The organism is Desulfobacter sp. (assembly GCA_028768525.1).
Lineage (GTDB): Bacteria > Desulfobacterota > Desulfobacteria > Desulfobacterales > Desulfobacteraceae > Desulfobacter.
In genome coordinates this window covers 4,919,867-4,942,849 of sequence record CP054837.1, presented here as the reverse complement: position 1 = coordinate 4,942,849, position 22,983 = coordinate 4,919,867, and the positions used below count along the sequence as shown (strand labels likewise).

Sequence of the window (22,983 nt, the reverse complement as noted above, 5' to 3'; positions counted from 1 at the left end):
ATAGGTTGATAAAGGCGGATTATGACTCTGATTCCAGGGGGAGCCGGATGATAAATGAGGTCCCCTTTCCCGGAGTTGATGCCACTTCCATTGTTCCGCCGTGGTCATCCACAATAATGAAATAGGAAACAGAGAGTCCCAGCCCGGTTCCTTTGCCCAGCCCCTTGGTGGTGAAAAAAGGCTCGAACACCTTTTTCCGGATCTTCTCATCCATGCCTGGACCATTGTCCCGTATCTGGATCCTGGCCATGTTTTTCTCCATTGACAGGCTGAGGATAATCTTTAATTTTTCAGGCATGTTTTCCATGGAGAACATAGCCTGGGAGGCATTTTTCAGGATATTGAATATCACCTGCTGTATCTTGGATTTTTCGCAGGAAACCCATGGCATATCCGGGGTATATTCCCTTATGATCTCAATATTCTTAAAGTCATATTTTTTTTTAAGGTCATAGTCGTTTCGGGCAAGCTCAATGGAGGTATCAAGAATTTCATCCAGGGAATAGCTCTGCTTGACAGAGTTGCTTTTCCTTGCAAACCCCAGCATATTTTCTATGATCTTTGCCGCCCGCTGACCTGCCTGGCTGATATTGTCCAGGTGGGACAAAAGACCCCGTTTTTTGATAAATCCGGTGATGACATCCATGGAAACGCCCATCTCATCGAGTACTTTTTTATTGGCCGGCATGGGTTTGGTCAGACGATTCTTTATAACCTGACTGCTCTGGATTATTCCGGAGAGGGGGTTGTTGATCTCATGGGCCATTCCGGCTGCCATCCCGGCCACGGACATCATTTTCTCGGTCTGGATCATCAGGGCTTCGGTTTTTTTTCTTTCGGTCATATCCACCAATACCCCCCGCCACCCCACGGATCTGCTCCCCGAAAGGATCATGTTGCTGTATAGCAGCACCGGGGCAAGTGAGCCGTCCTTTTTTCTGAGCATAAATTCTGCCTGCCCCACCTTCTTTTCGGAGAGGGGCAGGGCCATGCCCTCCCTGATCCGATCACGATCTTCCGGATCCACCAGTTCAGAGAAATGTATACCCTGCTCAAATTCATCCATTGAATACCCGGTAATTTTAAGTCCATGCCTGTTTGTATAGGTGAACCGGCCGTCCATATCCAGTTCAAACACTGTCTGGGGAAGGAGTTCGGTCATCTCCCGGAACCGCTTTTCACTCATTTCAAAGGCAGCACAGCTTTTTCTTAATTCTTCGGTTCTTTTCCGGACTTTTTCTTCGAGCTCTTGTTGATGCTGTAAAATTATATTTTGGGACCGCTTTCGATCAATGGCCAGGGCCACCTGATCAGAAACAGATACAAAAAGATCCATGTCTTCAGGGATGAAATAACTGGAATCGGTGTAATGCTGGACCACCATTACGCCGATGACTTTTCCACGGATGATCAGGGGAACCCCCATCCAGACGGCCGGAGCATGGCCAAGCATTCTTTTTGTTCTATGTCTCTCATTGAGTTCGGCCTGGTTTAAAAATAATGGTTTTTTTTGTTTGATAACATCAAGGGTCATGGAGGGGCTGTTTTCATCATAGGGAATCTCCCTTTGAAGAGGGACTTTGTCAGATTCATCGATAAACAGGGGGAAGCTTACGGTTCCCCTATTTTCATGGACAATGGAAATAATAAAGTTTGGCAGGGGTTTAAGCTGATTCAGGGTGCGGTGGATGGCCTGATACAGTTCATCAAGGTTCTCAGTGGTGTTCACGGCATTGGAAATTTTAAAAAGAGCCCGGGTGAGGGCTTCGTTTTTCAGGGCACTTTCCTGGGCCTTTTTCCGGTCGATTGCCATGGCGATCTGGTCAGATATGGACAATAGAATGTCTGCATCCTTTTGCTGATATCGCTCAGGGTCTTCATAGCTTTGGACGAAAATTACACCGATCACTTCATCCTTTATTTTCAGGGGCACTCCCAGCCATTGCTCAGGATTCCGGGCAGCCAGTTTCTTGTCTTTTTTGCCAGCCCGTTTTTTTATTCCCTCCTTTGTGATAAAAATGGGGGCCTTTTGTGTGATGACCGCCCCAGCCAGAATGCTGGATTTTCGGACATCTTTGATCTCATGATACACATCCCCGGTTTCATCTATATAATAGGGGTAGGACATAAGATCCCTGTCTTTGTCATAGATACCAATGGCAAAATTGGTGACATCCATTACCTCCTTTAGGGCCTGATGGATGGACTTGTAAAGGGCTTTTAAGTCGTGGGTTGTATTCACGGCATTTGAAATGGTAAGCAGGGAATGGGTGAGTTTTTCACTCTGTTTCAGTTCTTCATGGGACTTTTTCCTGTCTATGGCCAGGGCCACCTGATCGGAAACTGCAATCAATAGATCCATATCCTTTTGGTGATAGATATCAGGATCATTATAGCTTTGGACAACAATGGCCCCAATGATATCTCCCTTTGTTTTCAGGGGAACCCCAAGCCATAATTCAGCCGGTGTTCCAACCGCATCCAGATTGGAGTGGTGGATCTGGGCGAGCACATCCTCCTTCTTGAAAAAATGGGGTCTGCCTGTCTGAATGACTTTACTGGTCAATGAGCCTGAACTGCTGGCAGAATTGATATCTTCCAGAAAGCCGTCGGCTAAGTCCACGCAATAGGGAAATGAAATTAGGTCCTGCTGCCTGTCATAGAGGGCAATATAAAAATTACTCGCATCAATGATAGCGTTCAGTGAATCATGAATGGATGCGAAAAGGTCATTAAGATTTTCAGTGGTGTTGACGGCATTGGCGATTTTGTAAAGTGTCAGGGCCAGCTTTTCATAGCCTTGCATTCATGGCCTCCTCATAATTGTTTTTTAGGGGCGAAAAAACATATGGGTTCGGTCTTATTTTTAAGGATTAAGGACCAAAATACCATTCTCATAAATGTTTGTACACCCAATTTCAAAGGGATCCTTCAACGAGTGTTAGTGGTAAACAATAGTGTTCTGCCCAATCAACTTTCCAGAAAGGTGAAATTTTAATGCGCCGTATCTCTCTCTGCTGTTTGTTATAATAAAGCCTATTAAAATAAAGATTTGTTCCCTATATTTGCCTGTGGGTTCCGGGCCATATGGTAACAGGGCAGTGCACATTGTCCCATCGGCAATGGCGGGCCATGATATTGGAGAAAAACAGGCTGCAATGCTGAACACAAGGCCGTTTTTTAGCGGCCTTAACAGGAGATGCGCAAATGAGTTTGCTTTATGAGGAATTGGATTATCGGAAGCCCCCTTTGGGGGATCTGATGTTACGGCGGCGGCAATCTGTGCAGCTGCAGGGCCTTGATATTTATGAGGTAAAACTCGGGGATTCTTTTCTCATGTCGAATTTATTCCATGAGTCGGAGGTTCAGCTGGCGGGTATCCTGGGATATGCATTTTTCGTGGCCCTGGCCAATGATAATCTATTTGTGGTCTAGGGGGCATGGCTGGAACAGTCCTATGGCCTCTCCCTGGCTGCCATCGGATTTGGCACCGTCTTCATCGGGTTGTCGGAAATCTTAGGAGAAGGGGGCACGGCCCTGTTCGCGGACCGCATCGGCCTGAAACGGGCCGTGGTCGCCGGCACAGCTCTCACGGCATGCGCCTACCTCTCGCTGCCCGTTCTGGATATGGGCCTGTCTTTTGTTCTGGCCGGCCTGTTCATGGTATTTTTCTGTTTTGAGTTCACCTATGTCACCGCCATGAGCCTTGGGACGGAGCTGGTTCCGGAACTTCGGGCGTCCACCATGTCGGCGTTCTATGCCGTTGCCGGCATGGGGCGGGTCATCGGCGCCTTTGCCGGCGGCCTGCTCTGGACCGGATTCGGCATACAGGGGGGCAGCCTGGTGTCAGGCATTTTTACCCTCATGGGCCTGGCCGCCCTCCTTGCAGGGTTCTCAGCCGGGAAACCCCATACAGGTGACTGATCCCCTTTGCCCGGTCTGAACAAGGGGGCGGCAGTGTGGCAAAAATTAAAAATTAAATTTGTTAAAGATTTAAGTTTATTTCCCAGGGCCGGCACACGCCTTCCAATTTCCGGGAATTATCAGGTAACAGACGCGTTTTTCCTTGCCGGCCCTTGCCGGCGATTCTCAAGTTAACCACCTTAGTCTGCCAAAGGCGTTAATTTCCCCTTGGCAAGATCCTCCTTGCTGACAGGCCGTTCACTCCCGCCATTCCCCTTGCAGGCAAGGCCAATCATGTTCGCCCACATTTTGCTGCCGCTTTCATCTTTCACCAGCACAAAGACACTGTTGCCCTGTTCCTTGTACTTAACATACTCCACCCGGTTATCATATTTTTGACTATCGATGATAATAACCCTAGAATCCCGCACCAGCTGTTCAGCCATGGCTGTATCCCCTTTTTCCAGGTATGTGGTCTCCTTTTGAATATCCTCGAACTCTCTGGCCACTGGCGTCCCGTCCACAATCAGAATATTCGGCTCAAACGAAAACCACCCTCCCCATGCAGTTCCCCCAATTGCCATCAGTACCGCAGAAACGAAAACCGACTTTTTGATCATTCCAATCATACTTACTGTCCTCCTCATTCCCCCTAAGGTTAAAATCATTTCCGATTTAAAGCATGTATGTATATAAAAATCAATGAATATAATTCATTAAATTACGATAATTCATATGGACCGTTGGTTTTATACGCGCCTGGCCCAAAGCGCCTTCATTGCTTCTTCTGACACAAGGTAAAAATGATAAATTTAATCTGAAACCTTAAAAATATTTGTCGGGATATTGACTTAACCGAGGAGGGATATATATTCTTTTATACCCTACGGGGGTATTGTATAACCAAGGAGGATGAATGATAAACGAACAGGTCAAAAAAGAGGCTTCGGCAAGGCTGAAACGGATTGAAGGCCAGGTCAGGGGCATTGCCAAGATGGTGGATAATGAAAAGTACTGCATTGATATCATCAACCAGATCACGGCGGCGGAAAAGGCCCTGAACGGCGTGGCAAAAATCATCATGAAGCGCCATGTGGAATCCTGTGTCACCACGGCAATACAACAGGGCCAGGGCCAGGAAAAAATCAACGAACTCATAGAAACGGTGTACAAGTACAGCAAAAAATAAAGGAGAGATACCATGGAGAAAAAACTGAACATTGAAGGCATGTCATGCATGCATTGTGTGGGCCGGGTCAAAAAATACCTGGAAACCATTGCCACCAATGTAGATGTGGATCTGGACGCCAAAGAGGCCAGGTTCACCCCGGGCGATCGGTTTGACATGGACACGGCCATAAAAGCAATCAAGGATTTCGGCTTTACGGCCACTGAAAAATAATTCCCCGCAGGATTTTTTGGAGAAAAGCAAATGAGCACCCCCTATGAATTAAAGGTGTACGGAATGATGTGCCCCCACTGCGAACGCGCCGTATCCACGGCCCTGGAAAAACTTCCAGGGGTATCCGGTGTTAACGCCTCCTTTGAACAGGAACAGGTGTCAATGACTCTGGATGCAGGGGAAACCGGTACCGAAGAAATCAATGCCGTTATACTTGAGGAAGGATATTTTCTGACGCCCCAGACAGCGGAAGGTGAGGCGGAAGATGAAGAACCCGTAGAATCGACGCCCAAAATCGACGGAAAAAAACACTGTGACATCTCCTTCAGCATCCAGGGCATGAGCTGCGCCAATTGCTCGCTGGCCATTGAAAAGGCATTCAAAAAAGCCGACGGGGTGACAGCCACCACCATCAATCTGCCCCTTGAAAAAGGGTTTGTCACCTATGACCCGGATGTCCTGGATGAGGAGGGGGTTCTTGATATTGTCCGCCGGGCAGGCTATTCGGCCACCCTGGGGCAGGACAACGGGACCGCAACGGCGGCAAAGGAAAAATTCAGATTTTTCTTTGCCCTGGGGCTTACCCTGCCCATGATGGGGATCATGCACCTTAAACTCTTTGATATGGCGACCACCCATTATATCATGTTCGCCATGGCTTCCCTGGTCCAGTTTGTCTCGGGCCTGGCCTTTTATGAAGGGGCCTGGTATTCGTTGAAAAACCGCACGGCCAACATGGATGTCCTGATCTCCCTGGGGATATCGGCCGCCTATTTCTACAGCCTATTTTCCCTGTTTTTCATTGACCCGGACAGGCCGGTGTTCTTTGACAGCTCTGCCATGCTCATCACCTTTATCATGGTGGGAAAAATGCTGGAGGCCAACGCCAAAGGGAGGACCGGCCAGGCTCTAAAAGAACTGCTGGCCCTGAATGCGGATACAGCCCGGGTGATTAAAAACAATAAAGAACACATCCTGCCTTCCTCCATGGTGGAGGTCGGCGATACCGTCAGGGTGCTGGCAGGAGAGAAAATTCCGGTGGACGGGGAAATCCTTGAAGGGGAAACCCAGGTGGATGAATCCATGCTCACCGGAGAATCCTTTCCCGTCCATAAATCCCCCGGACAGTCCGTTACCGGTGCCACCATCAACCAGTCGGGCACCATTTTGGTAAAAACCGCCAAGACCGGGAATGATACGGTACTGGCCGGTATCATTAAAATGGTTGAAGATGCCCAGGCGGACAAGGCCCCGATCCAGCGCCTGGCAGACGCCGCCTCAAACGTCTTTGTCCCGGTGGTGGTGGCTGTGGCCCTGGCCACTTTCGGGTATTGGTATCTCATGGCCGGCCTGCCCGGCGGCGGGGACACCTCCCCCTTTCTCTTTGCCTTTGAACGGATGATCGCCGTACTGGTCATTGCCTGCCCCTGCGCCCTGGGCCTGGCCACCCCCACGGCCATTATGGTGGGCTCCGGCGTGGGCCTGACCCGGGGGATTCTGTTCAAAAAGGGATCGGTGCTGGAACATATTTCCACACTGGACATGGTTCTCTTTGATAAAACCGGGACCCTCACCCAGGGCAAGCCCGAGGTCACGGATATTTTCCCGGCTGAAGGGGTGTCCCGCTCCGACCTCCTGGCCATGGCCGCCGGTGCTGAAACCCATTCCACCCACCCCCTTGCCCTTCCGGTCATTCATCTTGCCCAGAAGGAAGAAACGCCCATCCGGCCGGTCACAGAGGCCAAAGAGATATCCGGCCACGGTGTCCAGGGCATATTAGACGGCGCCCTTCTGAAAGCCGGCAACATTAAGCTGATGGACGGAGATCGCATGTCCGCCCCCCTGAAAGCAAAGGGCAAAGAACTGTCCCAGGAGGGTAAGACCACCATTTATATCTCCCTGGACCGGGAGGTGAAGGGCATCATCGGCCTGGCCGATGTGGTCAAGCCGGACTCAAGGCAGGCCATTGAGCGGCTCCACCGGTCCGGCATCAAAACCGGGCTCATTTCAGGGGACAACCGTGCTGCGGCCCTGGCCACGGCAAAGGCCGTGGGCATTGAGCGGGTGGCCGCCGAAGTCCTGCCCGAGGACAAAATAAACACCGTGAAAGAATGGCAACAAAAAGGCCTTAAAGTTGCCATGGTGGGGGACGGGATCAACGATGCCCCGGCCCTGGCCTGCGCGGACATCGGCATTGCCATCGGATCGGGCACGGACGTGGCCAAGGAAACCGGAGATGTGGTACTGGTGAAAAACAGCCTTCTGGATGTGGAACGGGCCATCCGCCTGGGCCGGCAGACCCTGAAAACCATCAAGCGCAATTTTTTCTGGGCCTTTTTCTATAATCTGGCCATGATTCCGGTGGCGGCCGGCGCCTTTTATTTCAGCGTCGGGCTGACCCTGAAGCCGGAACTTGCAGGGATCGCCATGTGGATGTCCTCCCTGTCCGTGGTGGGCAACTCTTTGCTGCTCAAACGGTTTGAAAAAAAGCTGATGGACTGAATCCCATCCCCCCAGCATCCTCCCCCAGCGCCCCTCCCGGCGCTGGGGATGCCGGGAGGGCCGACCTCGGCCAACTCCGGACTTGCTTTTGACAATGGTATGGGGATATACTGTTGTTAAATATTTTCAAATCATTAGACAATTATTGTTTAGGACGGTCTCACATGAAACTTGTCAAGATTTCAGTGACAATGACATGGGGCATCCTGCTGCTACTGAATCTGTCAGGTTTCGCCACCTGCCTGGCAGACGAATTCGTCATCGGGACGGATGGGTGGCCCCCGTTTAGAATTATCCAGAACGGCGAATTTTCAGGCATTGACGTGGATCTGTGCAAAGAGATAGAAAAACGGCTCCCCATAAAATTCAAATTCAAAAAAGTGCCATGGATAAGGGCCCTTCGCTTAATGAAGGAAGGTGAAATTGACATTATCACCGGAGTGGCCAAAAGAGAGGAACGGGAGGTTTATATTCTGTACACCGACCCGCCCTATTACTCAGGGTGCTCATCAGTATTTTACGCCCAAAAAGGGAAGGGCCACCTGGTCCGGACCTATGATGATCTTTACAATTTTAAAATTGGCTACGTGGTTGATTCTGCCTATTTTCTTCCATTTGATACAGATGAAAGACTGGATAAGCACAAAGTCACCCGTGAACTCCAGCTGCTCAAAATGCTGGACAGCGGCCGCCTGGATCTGATCATCGGAACCGATTGCCAGGTGGACTACCATATCAAGACCGCAGGGATTCAAAATAAATTTGAAAAGGCGATTTACAGGCCCTCAAATGCCGTGGACCTTTATATCGGCCTGTCGAAGCGGTCTCCCGCCACCCGGATCAAGCCTGATCTGGACCGGGTGATCCGCCAGATTAAAGAAGAAGGGGTTATCCAGAGAATACTCTTCAAATATTTCCATTAGCGGATGATATCCGAATAGACCATTGTTGCGTTCCGCCCGGCATCTTTAGCCGCATACAGAGCGCGGTCCGCCCGCCGGTAAACGTCTGCAAACCTTTCACCGGCGTTGTAAACGGCTACGCCCGTGCTCACCGTAAACCGGATGTCCTTTCCCTTGAACACTTTGCAGGTCCGGCTCACCGCCTGCCTGAACCGTTCCGCAGCCTTAAAGGCCTCCTTCTCGTCGGTAGCCGGCAGCAGGGCGGTAAACTCCTCCCCCCCGACCCTGGCAATGGTATCAATCTCCCGGAACGATTCTGTCAGCAGCGCCCCGATTGTTTCCAACACCATATCTCCGGCGTCATGGCCGTAGGTATCGTTCACCGATTTAAAATAATCTATATCCATTAACAGCATGGCAAGGGGCTGTTGAAACCGTTGCGCCCGCTTTATTTCAATTTCAAAGGCCGTTTCAAATCCCGCACGGTTGAACAGCCCGGTCAGGTAATCGGTAACGGACAAGCGCTTCAAGTCTGTTTCATAGGCTTTTTGCTTTGAAATATCATCTATGATCCATATCACCCCCCGGGCCAGATCCGCAGGCCGATGCCTGTCCACGGCCTTGCCCGAAATCATGCACCAGACCGGTTCTCCATTTTTCCGGGCCAGTTGGTATTCTATATGGATCTGGATCCCATGGGCCAGGGCATTGAAATACTTTTCCCCGAACTCCCTGAAGGTCTCCTCGGATGTATGGAGCTTTCTCATACTGATCCCGGCCATCTCCGCCGGATTCTGCCATCCCAGAATGTCTGCCAGGCGCTGGTTCCCCTTTGCCAGATACCGTCCCCCCTGCAGGTACATAATCCCCACCTGGCTGTTCTCAAATATGGTGGCCAGTTCATCAACGGTATTTTCCAATTCCCCCTCAATGCGTTTCTGCCTGGCATAGGAGGCATCCACAAGTGCTTTGCTCTCTTGGAGCACCAGCTTATCGTGCATCAGGGCCATGACGGATTCTGTGATGGGCTTGATCCGCCGAATCTCGCAATCCAGGGCCTCCCGGGTCATCACCGGGATCTTGGCCCCCGTTTTTTGCAGCGGATGGCCCAAGGCGTCGGCAATATAAATGGGGCCGATGACAATCCAGGCGATCACGGTTTCGTTAACCTCCAGGGGAAAAGGAACGATCTTCAAATTCTGGCTGCAGGTGTGGATATTTACCCCATGTTCACGCCGGGCGTCCCGGATGCATCTCTCTATTTCCTCTCTTGCCCCGGGCGCCCTCCCCTCTCCCCCGCCGCTTTGGGAGGCTTCATAAAGGATATCCCCGGCCGCTTCGCCCACAAGAAAAACAGAGGTTTTCAAGGAAAAGGCAATATAGTCCAGCACCGGCTTCAGCCGATCGAAATCCATTTGGTTTAAAAACGCCGCCACATTCATTGGTGCATCCACCTGGGTCATATTTATTTTCTCTTTAATTCCGGGCAGATAAATATCATTTAAACCATTATAATACAATCATTTTGCAACGCATTCTTCCACAGCCGCTTTCAATCGCAAATAATCGGCCTTCCGAACACCGCAGACCCCGGGAGGCCGTTGCGATGCATCATGGCAGTCCGAACCGCCTGTCACCAGGAGATCATACTTCCGGGCCCAGGCGGTGAGCAGAGCCTGGTGTTCCAGGGTGTGGCCGGGATAATAGACCTCCAGCCCCTGGACGCCGGCCGCCAGAAATTCGGGCAGCAGCCGTTCCACGGTTTCCACCGGGGGCAGTACCTCTTTGTAGTGGCCGTCCCCGGGAAAGGACCCGGCCGCCGGATGGGCAAGAACCGCCACCACCGGTTCGCTTTTGATGAAATCCCCCACGGCTTCCAGTTCCACCCCGGAAGGCAGGTAGGCCGGACTGTCGTTGCCGATGATCCGGTTGACAGCCGCCCTGTCCCGGATCCCGAAACGCTCTGACAACGCCAGGGCAAAATGCCGGCGGGAGGCATTGGAAGCATATGCGGCAATGTCGTCGAACACCAGGTTTCGGCCAAGGACCGGGGAGCGCCCCCCCGGTCCGAAGATTTCGTTTATCCTCTGGATTCTGGCCCGGACCAGCCCTTCCCCCCGGCCTCCGGCCAACAGGGTGCGAAACCGCCGGCAAAAGGCCGTATCAGCAAGCCAGTGACGTGCAAAATAGGCGAGCACATGGAGGGTGCCCGTAAAAAAACGCCGTTTAAACCGAACGGAAATTTCCACCCCGGGCATCACCTCCATGCCGGCCCTCTCTGCGGCAGCGCCCCCTGCCCCGAGGCCATCCAGGGTATCATGGTCCGTAATCCCCAGTGCGCTCAGTCCTTTTTCCTTTGCCCGTTCCACCAGGTCTTCCGGAGAGAAATCCCCGTCCGAGGCCGTGGTATGATTGTGCAAATCCGCAAATATAGTTTTATCCATTGTTTCTTTTCCTTTTTTAGGCCGTAATTTTCGCCATTTCTCATCTTAGAATAAAAAAAAGCGCCATTATAGAATAGTCAGGCGCTTTTTAGGCAAATCAAGGTTTTTTCACTTTTTTCCAAGATTCCATTTGATTTTTACAGATTAAATGTTAGAAGAAAATTTTATAATTAATCGTGTTAATAATCAACAATATTAAGGTAAACCCAATATAAATCTTGGAAAATAAAATGGACGTATTGAACACCCTCGGAAAAATCGATTCTCCAGCCCAAGCCCTTGACCTGTTCAAAGAGAAACTGGACGAACCCCATTTAGAAAGGATCGCCCAGATCAAAAACCCGGATATCCTGGTACGGATTGCCAACGCCGTTTCACTCTGCGGCCCGGACAGGGTCTATATCAACACCGGGTCGGCCGAGGACAAAGCCTTTATTAAACGCCTGGCCCTGGAAAAGGGAGAAGAGCGCTCCCTTGCCATGGACAACCATACCATCCATTTTGACCTGGCCGACGAGCAGGGCCGGATCGTTGACCGGACCTTTTATATTGCCAACCCCGAAGACCATGTATCCTCCCTTGCCAACCGCATGGACAGGGAAACGGCCCTGGAAGATATCCGGTCCAGCATGGCCGGAATCATGGAAGGGATGACCATGATCGTGGGCTTTTACATGAGGGGCCCTGTGGGGGCACCGGTATCAAACCCTGCCCTGGAGATCACCTCCTCAGCCTATGTGGCCCACAGCGCAGAACTGCTTTACAGAAACGCCTTTGCCGATTTCAACGCCGAGGTGGAAGCCAAGGGGCATTTTTTCACCAATGTCCATTCCGAAGGCCTGAACCGCACCGAAGACCTGCCCGATGCCCGGGTGTTCATGGACCGGCAGTACCAGACCACCTATTCCTATAAATGCACCTATGCCGGGAACACCCTGCTGTTGAAAAAGGGCAACCACCGCTTTGCAGTGGACAAGGCCGTATACACCGGCCGGGGAACCGAACTTTCCGAACACATGTTTATCACCGGCATCCACGGCCCGGGCGGCCGGACCACATGGTGCGCAGGTGCCGCTCCCTCGGGCTGCGGCAAAACCACCACGGCCATGGCCGGCAACGTATTCGTTGGCGACGACCTGGCCCAGATGTGGATCGCAGAAGACGGCAGCATCCGGTCCGTTAATCCTGAAAACGGCATTTTCGGCATTGTGGAGGACGTCAACCAGGAAGGGGATCCCCTGCTCATGAAGGTGCTGCGCCGGCCCGGCCACGAAGTGATCTGGTCCAATGTGCTTGTGGATGAAGACCTGACCCCCCACTGGGTGGGCAACATGGAACCCCACCCCCCAAAGGGTGTCAACTTCCAGGGTGACTGGTTTGAAGGCAAAAAAGATGGTAATGGCAAAGCCGTACCCATGTCCCATCCCAATTCAAGATGCACCCTGGTCTCCTCCTCCCTGGACAACTATTCCCCGGAAGCGGAAAATCCCGACGGGGTGCTGACCCGTGTATTTACCTATTCCGGCCGGGACGCCGACACCATGCCGCCCGTCTGGGTGGCCAAAACCTCAGACGCCGGCGTGGTCATCGGCGCCTGCATCGTGTCTGCCGCCACGGCCACTGAAGTCGGCGTCTCAGGCGTCAAGCGCGCCCCCTGGGCCAATGCCCCCTTTATCCCCGGCGCCCTTGGGGACTACATGGACGCCCAGTTCAAATTTTTCGGCAACCCCGCCATTGCCGGGGAACACAAACCGGTGATGGCCGGTCTCAACTATTTCCTCACCGACCGGGCCCGGGGCGGGGACACGGACAAACTTCTGGGAGAGAAAAAAGATGTTAAGGTCTGGCTGGCCTGGCTGGAAAGATACGCCCACGGAGAAATGAAATCCCTGTGCACCCCCATCGGCAACCTGCCCAGATTCGAGGACCTCAAGCTGCTTTTCAAGCAAATCATTGACAAGGAATACCCCAGAAGCCTTTACGACAAGCAGTTTGCCCTGTACACGGAAAATATCATCAGCCGTATCGAACTCCAGGAAAAGGCCTATGCCAAAGAAGAGGGGATCCCGGGAACCATCTTCGATATCCTGGCCGGGCAGAAGCAGGACCTTATGGGGCTCAAGGAAACAGAGGGCGCCGTGGTAGCGCCGGCGTATTTTGAAAAATAATCCATAAAAGAAAAGCGCAGAGAGGACGGGGCCATGAGCATCATATCCCAGGTTGAATTATTCCATGTGAGAATCCCTTTGGACCATACCTTTTACCCCAGCTGGATTCCGGGGTATCCGGCAACGGACAACAGGTTTGACCTCATACGGATCACCACCAAAGACGGGATCCAGGGATATTCCGCCGGCCCGGCCATTGCATCGGAACGGCAGGGTTTAGGGAACCTGCTCGCCCCCTACCTCATCGGCCACGACGCCACGGACATTGATCTCATGCTCCAGCGCATCCGGGAGGTTTCCTATCTGGGGGTGCGGGCAGGCTGGATTGAGCCGGCCTTCTGGGACATCAAGGGAAAAAAGGAAAACCAGCCCGTATACAAGCTGCTGGGGGGCTGGAGTCAGCCCGTGGCGCTTTACGCCTCCACCGGTGAAATAAAGGATCCGGAAGCCCGGGTGGCCGAGGCCAGAAACCGTCTGGCAGAAGGATTTAAAACCATTAAACTCCGGGTCCATGATTTTGACGTGAAGACAGATATCGACCATGTCAAGGCCGTGGTGGACGCCGTGGGCGACAAAATGACCATTGGCGTGGATGCCAACCAGGGGTGGCGGGTCACCATTGTCAACGACGCCCCCCTCTGGGACCTGGACCGGGCCAAATACTTTGCCGACGCCTGTGCGGACATGGGGGTGGCCTGGCTGGAAGAGCCGCTGCCCATGGATGATTATGATGCCCTGGCCGCCCTGAGGAAGTACAGCAAGGTCCCCATTTCAGGAGGGGAGATCCACACCAACGGAAAGGCCGAGCTAAAGTACATGATCGAAAAGGGGTGCTACGACATTTTCCAACCCGATGTCACCATGACCGGCGGCATTGCCCATGCCATGGAGGTGGCTGCCCACTGCCGGAAATACAACCTGAAATTCACCCCGCACACCTGGACCAACGGCATCGGTTTTGCCGCCAACCTCCACGCCTACCTGGGCTCGGAGTTTGCCGGGACCAAGCCCCTGGAATACCCGTTCAACCCGCCCTCATGGACCGTTGAAAAACGGGACGGCATCCTGCGCCACCCCTTTCACCATGAAAACGGGGTCTACCAGCCCACCCACGATCCTGGCCTGGGCTTTGAGATTGATGAGGATGCGCTCAAAAAATACGGAGAGCAGACCTTTTCCATGACCAAGCGGCAGCTCACCTTTTATACCATCAGGGACAAGGGCCTGTTCACCGCCATGAAAATCAATTCCAACCGGAAAAAATTCGGGGTGGATGCCAAAAAGAAGAAAAAGGCTTAGGGTTCAAGAATTCCCAGCAGTTCCACTTCAAACACCAGGGTCTGGCCGGGCTGGATCTTCTCCCCGGCCCCCTCATCCCCGTAGGCCAGTTCCGGCGGGATGAACAACTCCCATTTTGATCCCACGGGCATCCGGATCAGGGCCTGGGTCCAGCCCTGTATCACCTTGGACACCTGGAACACCGCCGGCCGCCCCCGGGAATAGGAAGAATCGAATTCAGTGCCGTCCAGCAACCGGCCGCGGTAATGGCACTCCACACTGTCGTCGCTGCCGGGGACCTTTCCCTTCCCCTCCCTGAGAACCCGGTACTGAAGTCCCGATGAGAGCACCACCACCCCCTCTTTCAGCTTATTGCCCTCCAGAAAAACATTGCCCCGGGCCAGGTTCTGCTGCCGCATTGCCTCAAATTTTTCTGCCGCTGCCTTCCGGGCCAGGCGCTGGTAGGCGGCCAGCATCTGGCTCATCTGCTCTGCATCCATTTTGGGCTGCGCCTTTTGCGCGTCAGCCACGCCCTTGATAAAGGCCTCCATATCCAGGCTGACCTGGCCGCTGATATGGGAAAACACATCATACCCCAGGGCATAGGACATTTTATCCTTAAAATCGGATTGTTTTTCCACCCGGACCGTTTTCGCCCTTTTTTCCGTTGCCGGTTCATTGGTTTGACCAGCAAAGGCCGCCCCGGCCAGCGCAGTCCAGACAAGGATACCTGCAAGTATTTTGATTCTCATTTTCACCCCTAGCTCATCTGTTATCTGGTGACGGAGACTACCAGAATCCACCTTTATTTACAATTTCCAAATAGATATGGGCCGGCAGCCAGGAAAGCCCGCCCGGTGCATTCCTTAAAATTGTGTATTCCCGCAACAAAAGAACCTTGATTTTATAAGAAGATCTGAATATTATCGATGTTTTGGAATATGGATTAAAAGGACGGCTATCCTTGATTTAATAATGAACAGGAGGAAGGAATGGCAAAACTAATACGTCGTGAGGAAATGGCCCAGGGGACCATTATCCTCAACGAGATAGAAGCACCGCGCATCGCAAAAAAAGCCAAACCCGGCCAGTTTGTAATTCTCCAGGCCGATGAAACAGGCGAACGGATTCCGCTGACCATGGCGAATACCGACCCTGAAAAGGGCACAATCACCATCATTTACATGGTCATCGGCAAATCCACGGCCCGGTTCAGGGACCTTAAGGTCGGTGAAGAATACTATGCACTCATCGGCCCCCTGGGCGCCCCCACCCACATTGAAAAAGTAGGCAAAGTGGTCTGCGTGGGCGGCGGCACAGGGATCGCCGTACTCCATCCCATCACCCGGGCTTTGAAAGCCGCCGGCAACGAGGTTACCACCATCCTGGGTTCAAGAAGCTACGACCTGCTCATCATGGAAGAAGAGATGCGGGCCGCCTCCACTAATTTTCATATCTGCACCGATGACGGTTCCAAAGGCCACCACGGATTTGTCACAGACGTCCTCAAAGACGTTCTGGAAAAAGACGACATCGACCTGGTGGTTGCCATCGGCCCCATCCCCATGATGAAGTTCTGCAGCCTCATCACCAAGGAAAAAGACGTCAAGACCCTGGTCAGTCTCAACCCCATCATGGTGGACGGCACGGGCATGTGCGGCTGCTGCCGCGTTTCCGTGGGCGGAGACACCAAGTTCGCCTGCGTGGACGGCCCGGAATTCGACGGCCACAAGGTGGATTTCGACGAGCTGGCCAAACGGCTGGCATCCTATCTTGATGATGAAAAAGCTTCCATGGAAGCCTACGAAAACTGCAAAGCAAAATAGACCGCTTACGGCGTCTATATATGGAGGAATAAATGTCTGGTAAAAAAGTAAAAGCAGACCGCGTGGTCATGCCGGAGCAGGATCCTGATGTTAGACGGAGAAACTTTGAAGAAGTGCCCCTGGGACTGACCGAAGAAATGGCAATTGCTGAAGCCAAACGCTGCCTTCAGTGCAAAAAACCCGCCTGCATGGAGGGGTGCCCGGTGTCCGTTCTCATCCCCGATTTCATCAAATGCATTGCCGAGGGTGATTTTTCCGGCGCTGCCAACAAGCTGTGGGAAAGGAATGCGCTTCCCGCCGTATGCGGACGGGTTTGCCCCCAGGAAGAGCAGTGCGAAGGCAAATGTATCCTGGGTAAAAAAGGAAAGCCCGTTGCCATCGGCTACCTTGAAAGATTTGCCGCGGACTGGGAAAGAAAGAACGGCGCCGGAGAAGTGCCTGAAGTAGCTGAAAAAACCGGCAAAAAAGTGGCGGTTATCGGTTCCGGCCCCTCGGGCCTCACCGTTGCCGGCGACCTGCTGCTCAAGGGCCACGATGTGACCATCTTTGAAGCCTTCCATAAACCCGGCGGGGTTCTCGTATACGGCATCCCCGAATTCCGTCTGCCCAAGGAAATCGTGGCCTCGGAAGTGGCCACCCTTGAAAAAATGGGGGCCAACATCGAGTGCAACACCGTTGTGGGCGCGTCGGTCACCATTGACGAACTCTTTGAAGAAGAAGGATACGACGCCGCATATATCGGCGTGGGCGCTGGGCTCCCAAGGTTCATGAACCTGCCCGGCGAAAATGCCATCGGCATTTACTCCGCCAACGAATACCTCACCCGGACCAACCTCATGAAGGGCTACCTTTTCCCCGAATACGACACCCCCATTGCCAGGGGTAAAAACGTGGTGGTCCTGGGGGCCGGAAATGTGGCCATGGATTCGGCCCGTACCGCCATGCGCCTGGGTGCGGACTCCGTAAAAGTGGTCTACCGCCGTTCCCGGGATGAGATGCCGGCCAGGGAGGAAGAACTCCACCATGCCGAGCAGGAAGGCATTGAGTTTGTCCTGCTGACCAACCCCACCCAGTTCTTCGCCGATGATGACGGACGGCTTACCGGTATGGAATGCCTGAAAATGGAGCTGGGCGAGCCCGATGCCTCGGGCCGCCGCCGCCCCGTGCCCGTTGAAGGCAGCGAATTCAAGATTGACACGGACCTGGTGGTGGTCTCCGTGGGCTCCAACGCCAACCCCCTGCTCACCAACACCACTCCGGACCTTGCGCTGAACCGCTGGGGCAATATCGAAGCCCATGAGGCCACCGGCAAGACCTCCAAACGGGGCGTATGGGCCGGCGGCGACATCGTCACCGGTGCCGCCACCGTAATCCTGGCCATGGGTGCCGGCCGAGCGGCCGCCGACTCCATGCATGATTTCCTGACCCTGGGATGGTAATCCGTTTCAGGATCCAGGATTAGATCCCCAAAGGCCGGCTGAAAATTCAGCCGGCCTTTTGCATTTTCCGGAGAAGGCCGGCAATCTGGCACCGGTCGGCTCAAACCCCTTTACTACCGCCTCCAATACTGGTAAATTTTCTCTCATACCGTTCAGCCTGCATACATCTTTTGTAAAATACGGTCCTGCTTCTCAGCCTGAATGTGCACCCAAAGCAATAAGAAATGGACCAAACCATGGCAGACATTTTCATCAGCTACGCCAGCCAGGACCGGAAGATTGCCAACGCCCTGGCCGATATCCTGAGCCAACAGGGCTGGTCGGTCTGGTGGGACCGCAAAATCCCTGCCGGGAAACGATTTGCCCAGACCATTGAAAAAGCCATTGCCGATGCCCGGTGCCTCATCGTCCTATGGTCCCTGTCATCGGTGGGATCGGACTGGGTGGGAGACGAGGCTGATGAGGGGCGCTCCCGGGGCATACTCATCCCGGTATTGATAGAGGACATCAGGCCCCCCATGGGTTTTCGCAGAATCCACACGGCAGATCTTTCGGGATGGAAGGGCGGCGCCCATGACCATGAATTAAAAAAACTGCTGGCAGACATCGCCGCCATGACCGGTTCTCCAGGGGACGGGAACAAAACCCCCGGGACAAAACCGGTCACCCCGCCTGCACTCCAGGGCATTCTGGGCTTAGTTAAACCCCTCCCGTCACCAGGCCAGACAACAGCGACGCTTCGGCCGGCGGTCCCGGCAACCCTCCAGCCCACCGGTGAGTATGTTGCCCTTTGCATCCGGGCGTATTTAATAGGGGAGTTCCGCAAAGAAGAGGGCATCGACCTCAACAATGATTCCTTTGCCCTTTACCGCCTAAATGAAGCAGCGGACAAAGCCCAAAAAGAGCTGTCCCGCTTAAAACAAACCCGGCTCTATCGGCCCTTTATCACGGCAGAAACCTCAGGGCCGAAGCATTTGGATATGGTGCTCACCCGGTCCAAACTGTGGCCCCTGGTCATTGTTTCACTTCATTTAACAGAAGAATTCCGGAAAGACAGCGGCATTGATCTCCAAAAAGATGCCATGGCAGTCATGCGCCTGGTTGAAGCGGCCGGCAAAGCCTTGGATGCATTATCGGCCTCAAAAACAACAACCGTGGTGTTGCCCTTTGTCACGGCGGATGCCTCTGGCCCCCTGCATCTGAAGGTTGAGCTGACCCGCTCACAAATAAGGCAGTTGACCTCCCGCATCAATTGGCCAAAGGATTAAAAAAGCCGGTAATGAACGGCCGGCCGACGATTCAGCCGGCCCGTTCAACATTCTTTTTCCATGGCGGTTTTCATTTATCCTGGACCAATGCCTTTGGGGCCATGGGATGATGGATGGGTTCATCTTCAACGGGCACCGTATGGCAGGCAGAACAGCGCTGGTATCCCATGGGGAACCGGTTCTTCTGGTACTGAAGGGGCTGGATATTGTCAAGGTCCGCGCCCAGTTTGTTCTTTGCCGGATACACGGCATGGGTGGCGCCGTGGCAGGCCATACACATGATGCTGTAGGTCTCGTCGTGGCGCATCCTGAAAAGTGCATCCGGCCCTTCAGTCCATTTGTTAAAGGCATCTGCGGTTTTCGGGTCGGGGCGGGTAAATTCCACATGGCATCCCAGGCAGTCCGGTTCATTGATCCACGGAGTCCTGGCATTAATCTCATCCAGGGCGGCAACCTTCCTGGGCTCAAGGTGGGCCATGAGACGTTGGGCGCCGGCCTTGTTCGCCTGGTCCTCTTTTTTGAGCAAGCTCAGGGCATGGTCCTCCAGATACCCATGGCAGGCCGTGCAGTCCAGTTTCCCGGCGTGAACGCCCCTCAGGCACTGGGTGGGTCCCTCGGGCCTGGCAGGGTGGCATTTGTAGCAGGCATCCGCCCCCCGTTTTGACAGGTAATTGGCATGCCAGCCGTGGATGGCCGCCGGAAAATTGAGCAGCCCGGGTTTGCCTTCGGTGCCCAGCACGGGATCCCCGTGGCAGGACTGGCAAAGCTGCGGGTTGCCCTGTTCTGCCCGTTCAAGCAGATTGGTGCCTGAACGCCTGTCATGGACCGCCAGGATATTGGCCGCGGTTTCATCGGTGAACCCGGCCTTGCCATCCACCCGCCACTGGCCGCCGTGGCAATTTTTGCACCCCATCTCCGTGGAAGTCGGTGCCACGGTACGGGTCACGGCCAGGGTGTTGCCGGTGGCTTTATCCACGGCCTTCACCGTGAACAAGGGATAGGGGTCGTAACGGCCCTCTTTCCTATAGGGCACCACCGGAATCAGGGTGGCCTCATAGGCATTCCGCTCTTCTGAAAAATGCATTTTCCCGCTAAGTCCGTTGCCTGAAAGACCGATATTCTTCTCAAGTTTTTTTCCGAAAACCGATTGGGCATGATCCCAGAATTTCACATGGGCGGAAGGGTCTTTAAACGCCTCATCGGCCTCATAGGTGATCTCAATATCCTCGGTCACGATTTCAGGGGTTTCCCCCCGCCGCACGAGCAGGGCAAACAGATCGTTGGCCGGGGGCAGAAGCACCCAGAAAGGATCGCTGTCCGAGATGCAGTGCATGCCCAGGTTATTCCAGGCCAGGAGCACATATTCGTCATTGTCCGGGTCAAAGGGGGGAATCTTCACTTCCCTGTCTTGTGCCGGAAAAACCTGGACGGGTTCCTGCTTTCGGGCATGGAGCCCCTCCAGGATATATGCGGCAAGGGCCCTGCGTTCTTCAGGGGTTCCCATGAAGGGGGGCATATAGGCCGAGAGCTTACCGTTGCCGTCCAGCCGTGATTCAATGCCGGTTATTTCCAGGCCCTTTGTCAATTCAAGGATATCCTTCATGGGACCGCCCACGGAATGGCAGGCCGCGCACTGGTGGCGCCACAGCTCACGCCCGGCGGCCAGTTTGGTTTCCGGGGTGATTTTTTTGTTGAATATCCATGTGGCCGATGCCAGGAACCCGTCCCGGTTAATCTTTTCAACCTGGGCTTTTTGGACGGCATTGGCGTAGGTATGGCCGTAAATGGCCCAGGGACGCCGCCCCCCTTCCCTGATGAATTCAAACCCGCCCATATAGACCAGCCCCATGGCCAGGATCAAAAATGCCAGGACCTTTTTCACCGGCAGGGGCAGGGAGAGCGCAAGGAGAACCGCTCCGGTAAAAAGCAGTCCGGTGCCCAGGAAAAATGCCTGAAAATAGGGGGCAAACTCAGGAGAAATTTTTAGTACCATGGCCTGCACCTGCAGGGGCAGGCTGTTAAAATACCAGTACCCGGACACCAGCATCAGCGCCATGGGAATAATCATCCACAGGGCACAGCTTTGGTTCATGGATGTCCGGGCCTTGTCATCCGTGATAAACATGCTGGTCAGAAATCCGAAAATTCCGGCAAACATAAAGGCAATAAAGGTTCTGAAACATAGGGCCGGCCACATGGTCGGATTGAAAAAACCGGACCAGAAACTGCCGTTTTCCGCCCATTGGCCCGGGGTGAGCATGAAATCGATAATCCCGTTGATCAGAAACAGGGAAAGCCAGGCAAAAATGAAATAAAGCCATCCGATTTTAAGGTGGGCCTTTTCTGAAATGGTGCCAAAGGTATAAAAATAGATGAAAAGGGCGATGATCTCCCCCAGAAAACAGACCCACTCAGTGGCCCAGCCAAAGACAAAGGTGTGAATCAAGGTGGAGGTGGCAGAGGGATTCAGCAGCGCTATCGTAAACCAGATGCCCACCCCGGTGATCCCGCCGAAGACCATGGTCAGCAAAAGGAAAAACTTGGCATGGGCCTTTACATAGTCCAGAAGCAGGGGGGAGCTTTCCCTGTACGCTTTCATTTCCGCCCATACCAGAAAGAGCCCCCCGCCCACGGCAAAATGGGCCACATAGACATGGACCACGGCCATGCACGCGATTAAAAGGCCGCCGCCCGCCGTATGGAGTTCCCACACCGGATAATTCATATCAGGCCTCCTTTCCCGCCGACGCGGCAATCTTGAGCATATAGGCGATCAGGGCCAGCCCGAGGGCAAACGACACCAGAAAGAGTACCATGGGGGAGTATTCCGGCACCACTGTCAAATCCTCCGGCGAAAAGTACGGCGCCAGAAAGGCCCGGCGCAACAGGTCCCTGACCAGCACCATGTCCAGGACCAGGGCAAGGGTGAGCCCCGCCGCCCCCCAAACATTGCCCCGCACCGCCGCAAAAAGGGCTGCGCCAGCCATAAGGATGCCGCAGCCAAGCAGCGCCGTATGCAGGAGGCTGCCGCCCAGAAACAGCATCATCTTTCCATGGGGCAGTGAAAGAAGAAACCAGATTCCTATAGCAAACTGGAGGCAGGTGGCCCAGGCAAACCATTTCAGCCCTGAGCGGACCGCCCCGTCATCCTTGTTTTTCATCTTCCATACAATGGCCTGGAACAAACCTGCAACCGCCACAGAGGCCGCCACAAAATGCAGGTAGCGCGGCACCAGCATGGGGTCGGACAGGCTCAGCACCGTGCCGAAAGGATTGCGGAAATAGGCCTGCCAGGCCTCCGGCCGGATCATCATCACCATATTGTTGGAAAAGACAAACGCGATCCAGAGGAGAAGAATCACGCCGATGGCGATAAAAATTTTCCTGGCCTGCCCCATGGCTTCAAATTTGAAATCGTAGATATAGGCCGCATAATAGGCGATGATCAGCAGCAGAATAACCGAAATCCAGTACACCGCCATCAATATGGAGCTGGTATAGATAAAATGGCCGTAGAGCACCTGTAAAAACAACAGGGGCGCCACCCCCATATTTACGGTCAGGGCAATGGTGTAGGGCCATTTTTCAGCCATTTCATGATTGAGCCGGTCCCCTCTGGCGTCCATTTTAAACTCCCGTACCAGGGCGATGATGCCGCTGCCCAGCATGGCGTTCATGAAAAGCAGATGCAGCAAAAAGGTGACCGTCAGCAGCAATTGGAACCATCCCCAGTGCACCGGAATGGTATCCGGCAAAGGAATAAGAATCTGCGGAGTCATGTTTCACTCCTTATCTTTTTTAGGGTATCGTCAAATTTAAAAAGGCGGGTAACGGGCATCGAAAGCCCCCTA

16 protein-coding genes and 1 pseudogene are annotated in these 22,983 nt (G+C 53.5%); 10 read left to right on the top strand and 7 right to left on the bottom strand.

What is annotated here, in order from left to right; translation table 11 throughout:
• Positions 1–19: 19 nt before the first annotated feature.
• The gene (locus HUN04_21775; GenBank protein WDP92205.1) at positions 20–2,806 is read right to left on the bottom strand and encodes a GAF domain-containing protein; all 2,787 of its coding nucleotides are present in this window, start codon (positions 2,804–2,806) and stop codon (positions 20–22) included.
• Between the two features lie 401 nt (positions 2,807–3,207).
• On the opposite strand from HUN04_21775, the gene HUN04_21770 reads away from it, so the two are divergent.
• Both HUN04_21770 and HUN04_21765 read left to right on the top strand, forming a co-directional pair.
• Positions 3,208–3,435 (top strand): hypothetical protein, encoded by a 228-nt coding sequence (locus HUN04_21770; GenBank protein WDP92204.1) that lies wholly within the window; start codon positions 3,208–3,210, stop codon positions 3,433–3,435.
• A gap of 69 nt (positions 3,436–3,504) precedes the next feature.
• A complete protein-coding gene (locus HUN04_21765) occupies positions 3,505–3,924 on the top strand; it encodes a hypothetical protein (protein WDP92203.1) in 420 nt (139 codons plus the stop codon).
• A gap of 179 nt (positions 3,925–4,103) precedes the next feature.
• On the opposite strand, the gene HUN04_21760 is transcribed toward HUN04_21765, so the two are convergent.
• The gene (locus HUN04_21760) at positions 4,104–4,532 is read right to left on the bottom strand and encodes a hypothetical protein (GenBank protein WDP92202.1); all 429 of its coding nucleotides are present in this window, start codon (positions 4,530–4,532) and stop codon (positions 4,104–4,106) included.
• Positions 4,533–4,819: 287 nt separating this feature from the next.
• Between HUN04_21760 and HUN04_21755 the strand changes: the two genes are divergently transcribed.
• The 3 genes and pseudogenes from HUN04_21755 (at position 4,820) to HUN04_21745 (ending at position 8,730) form a co-directional block, all read left to right on the top strand.
• The gene (locus HUN04_21755; GenBank protein ID WDP92201.1) at positions 4,820–5,092 is read left to right on the top strand and encodes a metal-sensitive transcriptional regulator; all 273 of its coding nucleotides are present in this window, start codon (positions 4,820–4,822) and stop codon (positions 5,090–5,092) included.
• 12 nt (positions 5,093–5,104) lie between these two features.
• Positions 5,105–7,807: pseudogene (locus HUN04_21750) on the top strand (heavy metal translocating P-type ATPase).
• A gap of 164 nt (positions 7,808–7,971) precedes the next feature.
• Positions 7,972–8,730, top strand: a complete 759-nt coding sequence (locus tag HUN04_21745; GenBank protein WDP92200.1) for an amino acid ABC transporter substrate-binding protein — start codon at positions 7,972–7,974, stop codon at positions 8,728–8,730.
• Here the strand turns inward: HUN04_21745 and HUN04_21740 are convergent.
• Both HUN04_21740 and HUN04_21735 read right to left on the bottom strand, forming a co-directional pair.
• Positions 8,727–10,172, bottom strand: a complete 1,446-nt coding sequence (locus HUN04_21740; GenBank protein ID WDP92199.1) for a GGDEF domain-containing protein — start codon at positions 10,170–10,172, stop codon at positions 8,727–8,729. The two genes, HUN04_21745 and HUN04_21740, sit on opposite strands and share 4 nt — an antisense overlap.
• Before the next feature lie 57 nt (positions 10,173–10,229).
• On the bottom strand, positions 10,230–11,153 hold the full coding sequence (locus HUN04_21735; GenBank protein WDP92198.1) for a PHP domain-containing protein: 924 nt from the start codon (positions 11,151–11,153) through the stop codon (positions 10,230–10,232).
• Positions 11,154–11,383: 230 nt separating this feature from the next.
• Here HUN04_21735 and HUN04_21730 point away from each other — a divergent pair, with 230 nt between their 5' ends.
• Positions 11,384–13,321 (top strand): phosphoenolpyruvate carboxykinase (GTP), encoded by a 1,938-nt coding sequence (locus HUN04_21730; protein ID WDP92197.1) that lies wholly within the window; start codon positions 11,384–11,386, stop codon positions 13,319–13,321.
• A 33-nt stretch (positions 13,322–13,354) separates the two neighbouring features.
• Entirely contained in the window at positions 13,355–14,620 is a 1,266-nt protein-coding gene (locus HUN04_21725; GenBank protein ID WDP92196.1) for a mandelate racemase/muconate lactonizing enzyme family protein, read from the top strand.
• On the opposite strand, the gene HUN04_21720 is transcribed toward HUN04_21725, so the two are convergent.
• Complete coding sequence (locus HUN04_21720; protein WDP93367.1) at positions 14,617–15,210, bottom strand: FKBP-type peptidyl-prolyl cis-trans isomerase; 594 nt, start codon at positions 15,208–15,210, stop codon at positions 14,617–14,619. The genes HUN04_21725 and HUN04_21720 overlap by 4 nt on opposite strands.
• A 381-nt stretch (positions 15,211–15,591) precedes the next feature.
• Between HUN04_21720 and HUN04_21715 the strand changes: the two genes are divergently transcribed.
• The 3 genes from HUN04_21715 to HUN04_21705 all read left to right on the top strand — a co-directional run bounded on the left by HUN04_21715 (position 15,592) and on the right by HUN04_21705 (position 19,132).
• Positions 15,592–16,425 carry a sulfide/dihydroorotate dehydrogenase-like FAD/NAD-binding protein gene (locus HUN04_21715; protein ID WDP92195.1) on the top strand — a complete coding sequence of 278 codons (834 nt, stop codon included), beginning with the start codon at positions 15,592–15,594 and terminating at the stop codon, positions 16,423–16,425.
• A gap of 32 nt (positions 16,426–16,457) precedes the next feature.
• Positions 16,458–17,864 carry an NADPH-dependent glutamate synthase gene (gene gltA / locus HUN04_21710; protein WDP92194.1) on the top strand — a complete coding sequence of 469 codons (1,407 nt, stop codon included), beginning with the start codon at positions 16,458–16,460 and terminating at the stop codon, positions 17,862–17,864.
• A gap of 236 nt (positions 17,865–18,100) precedes the next feature.
• Positions 18,101–19,132, top strand: a complete 1,032-nt coding sequence (locus tag HUN04_21705) for an Hsp70 family protein (GenBank protein WDP92193.1) — start codon at positions 18,101–18,103, stop codon at positions 19,130–19,132.
• 70 nt (positions 19,133–19,202) lie between these two features.
• Here the strand turns inward: HUN04_21705 and HUN04_21700 are convergent, their stop codons facing one another.
• The gene (locus HUN04_21700) at positions 19,203–21,857 is read right to left on the bottom strand and encodes a cytochrome ubiquinol oxidase subunit I (GenBank protein WDP92192.1); all 2,655 of its coding nucleotides are present in this window, start codon (positions 21,855–21,857) and stop codon (positions 19,203–19,205) included.
• A 1-nt stretch (position 21,858) separates the two neighbouring features.
• Positions 21,859–22,911, bottom strand: a complete 1,053-nt coding sequence (locus tag HUN04_21695; GenBank protein ID WDP92191.1) for a hypothetical protein — start codon at positions 22,909–22,911, stop codon at positions 21,859–21,861.
• Positions 22,912–22,983 lie beyond the last annotated feature (72 nt).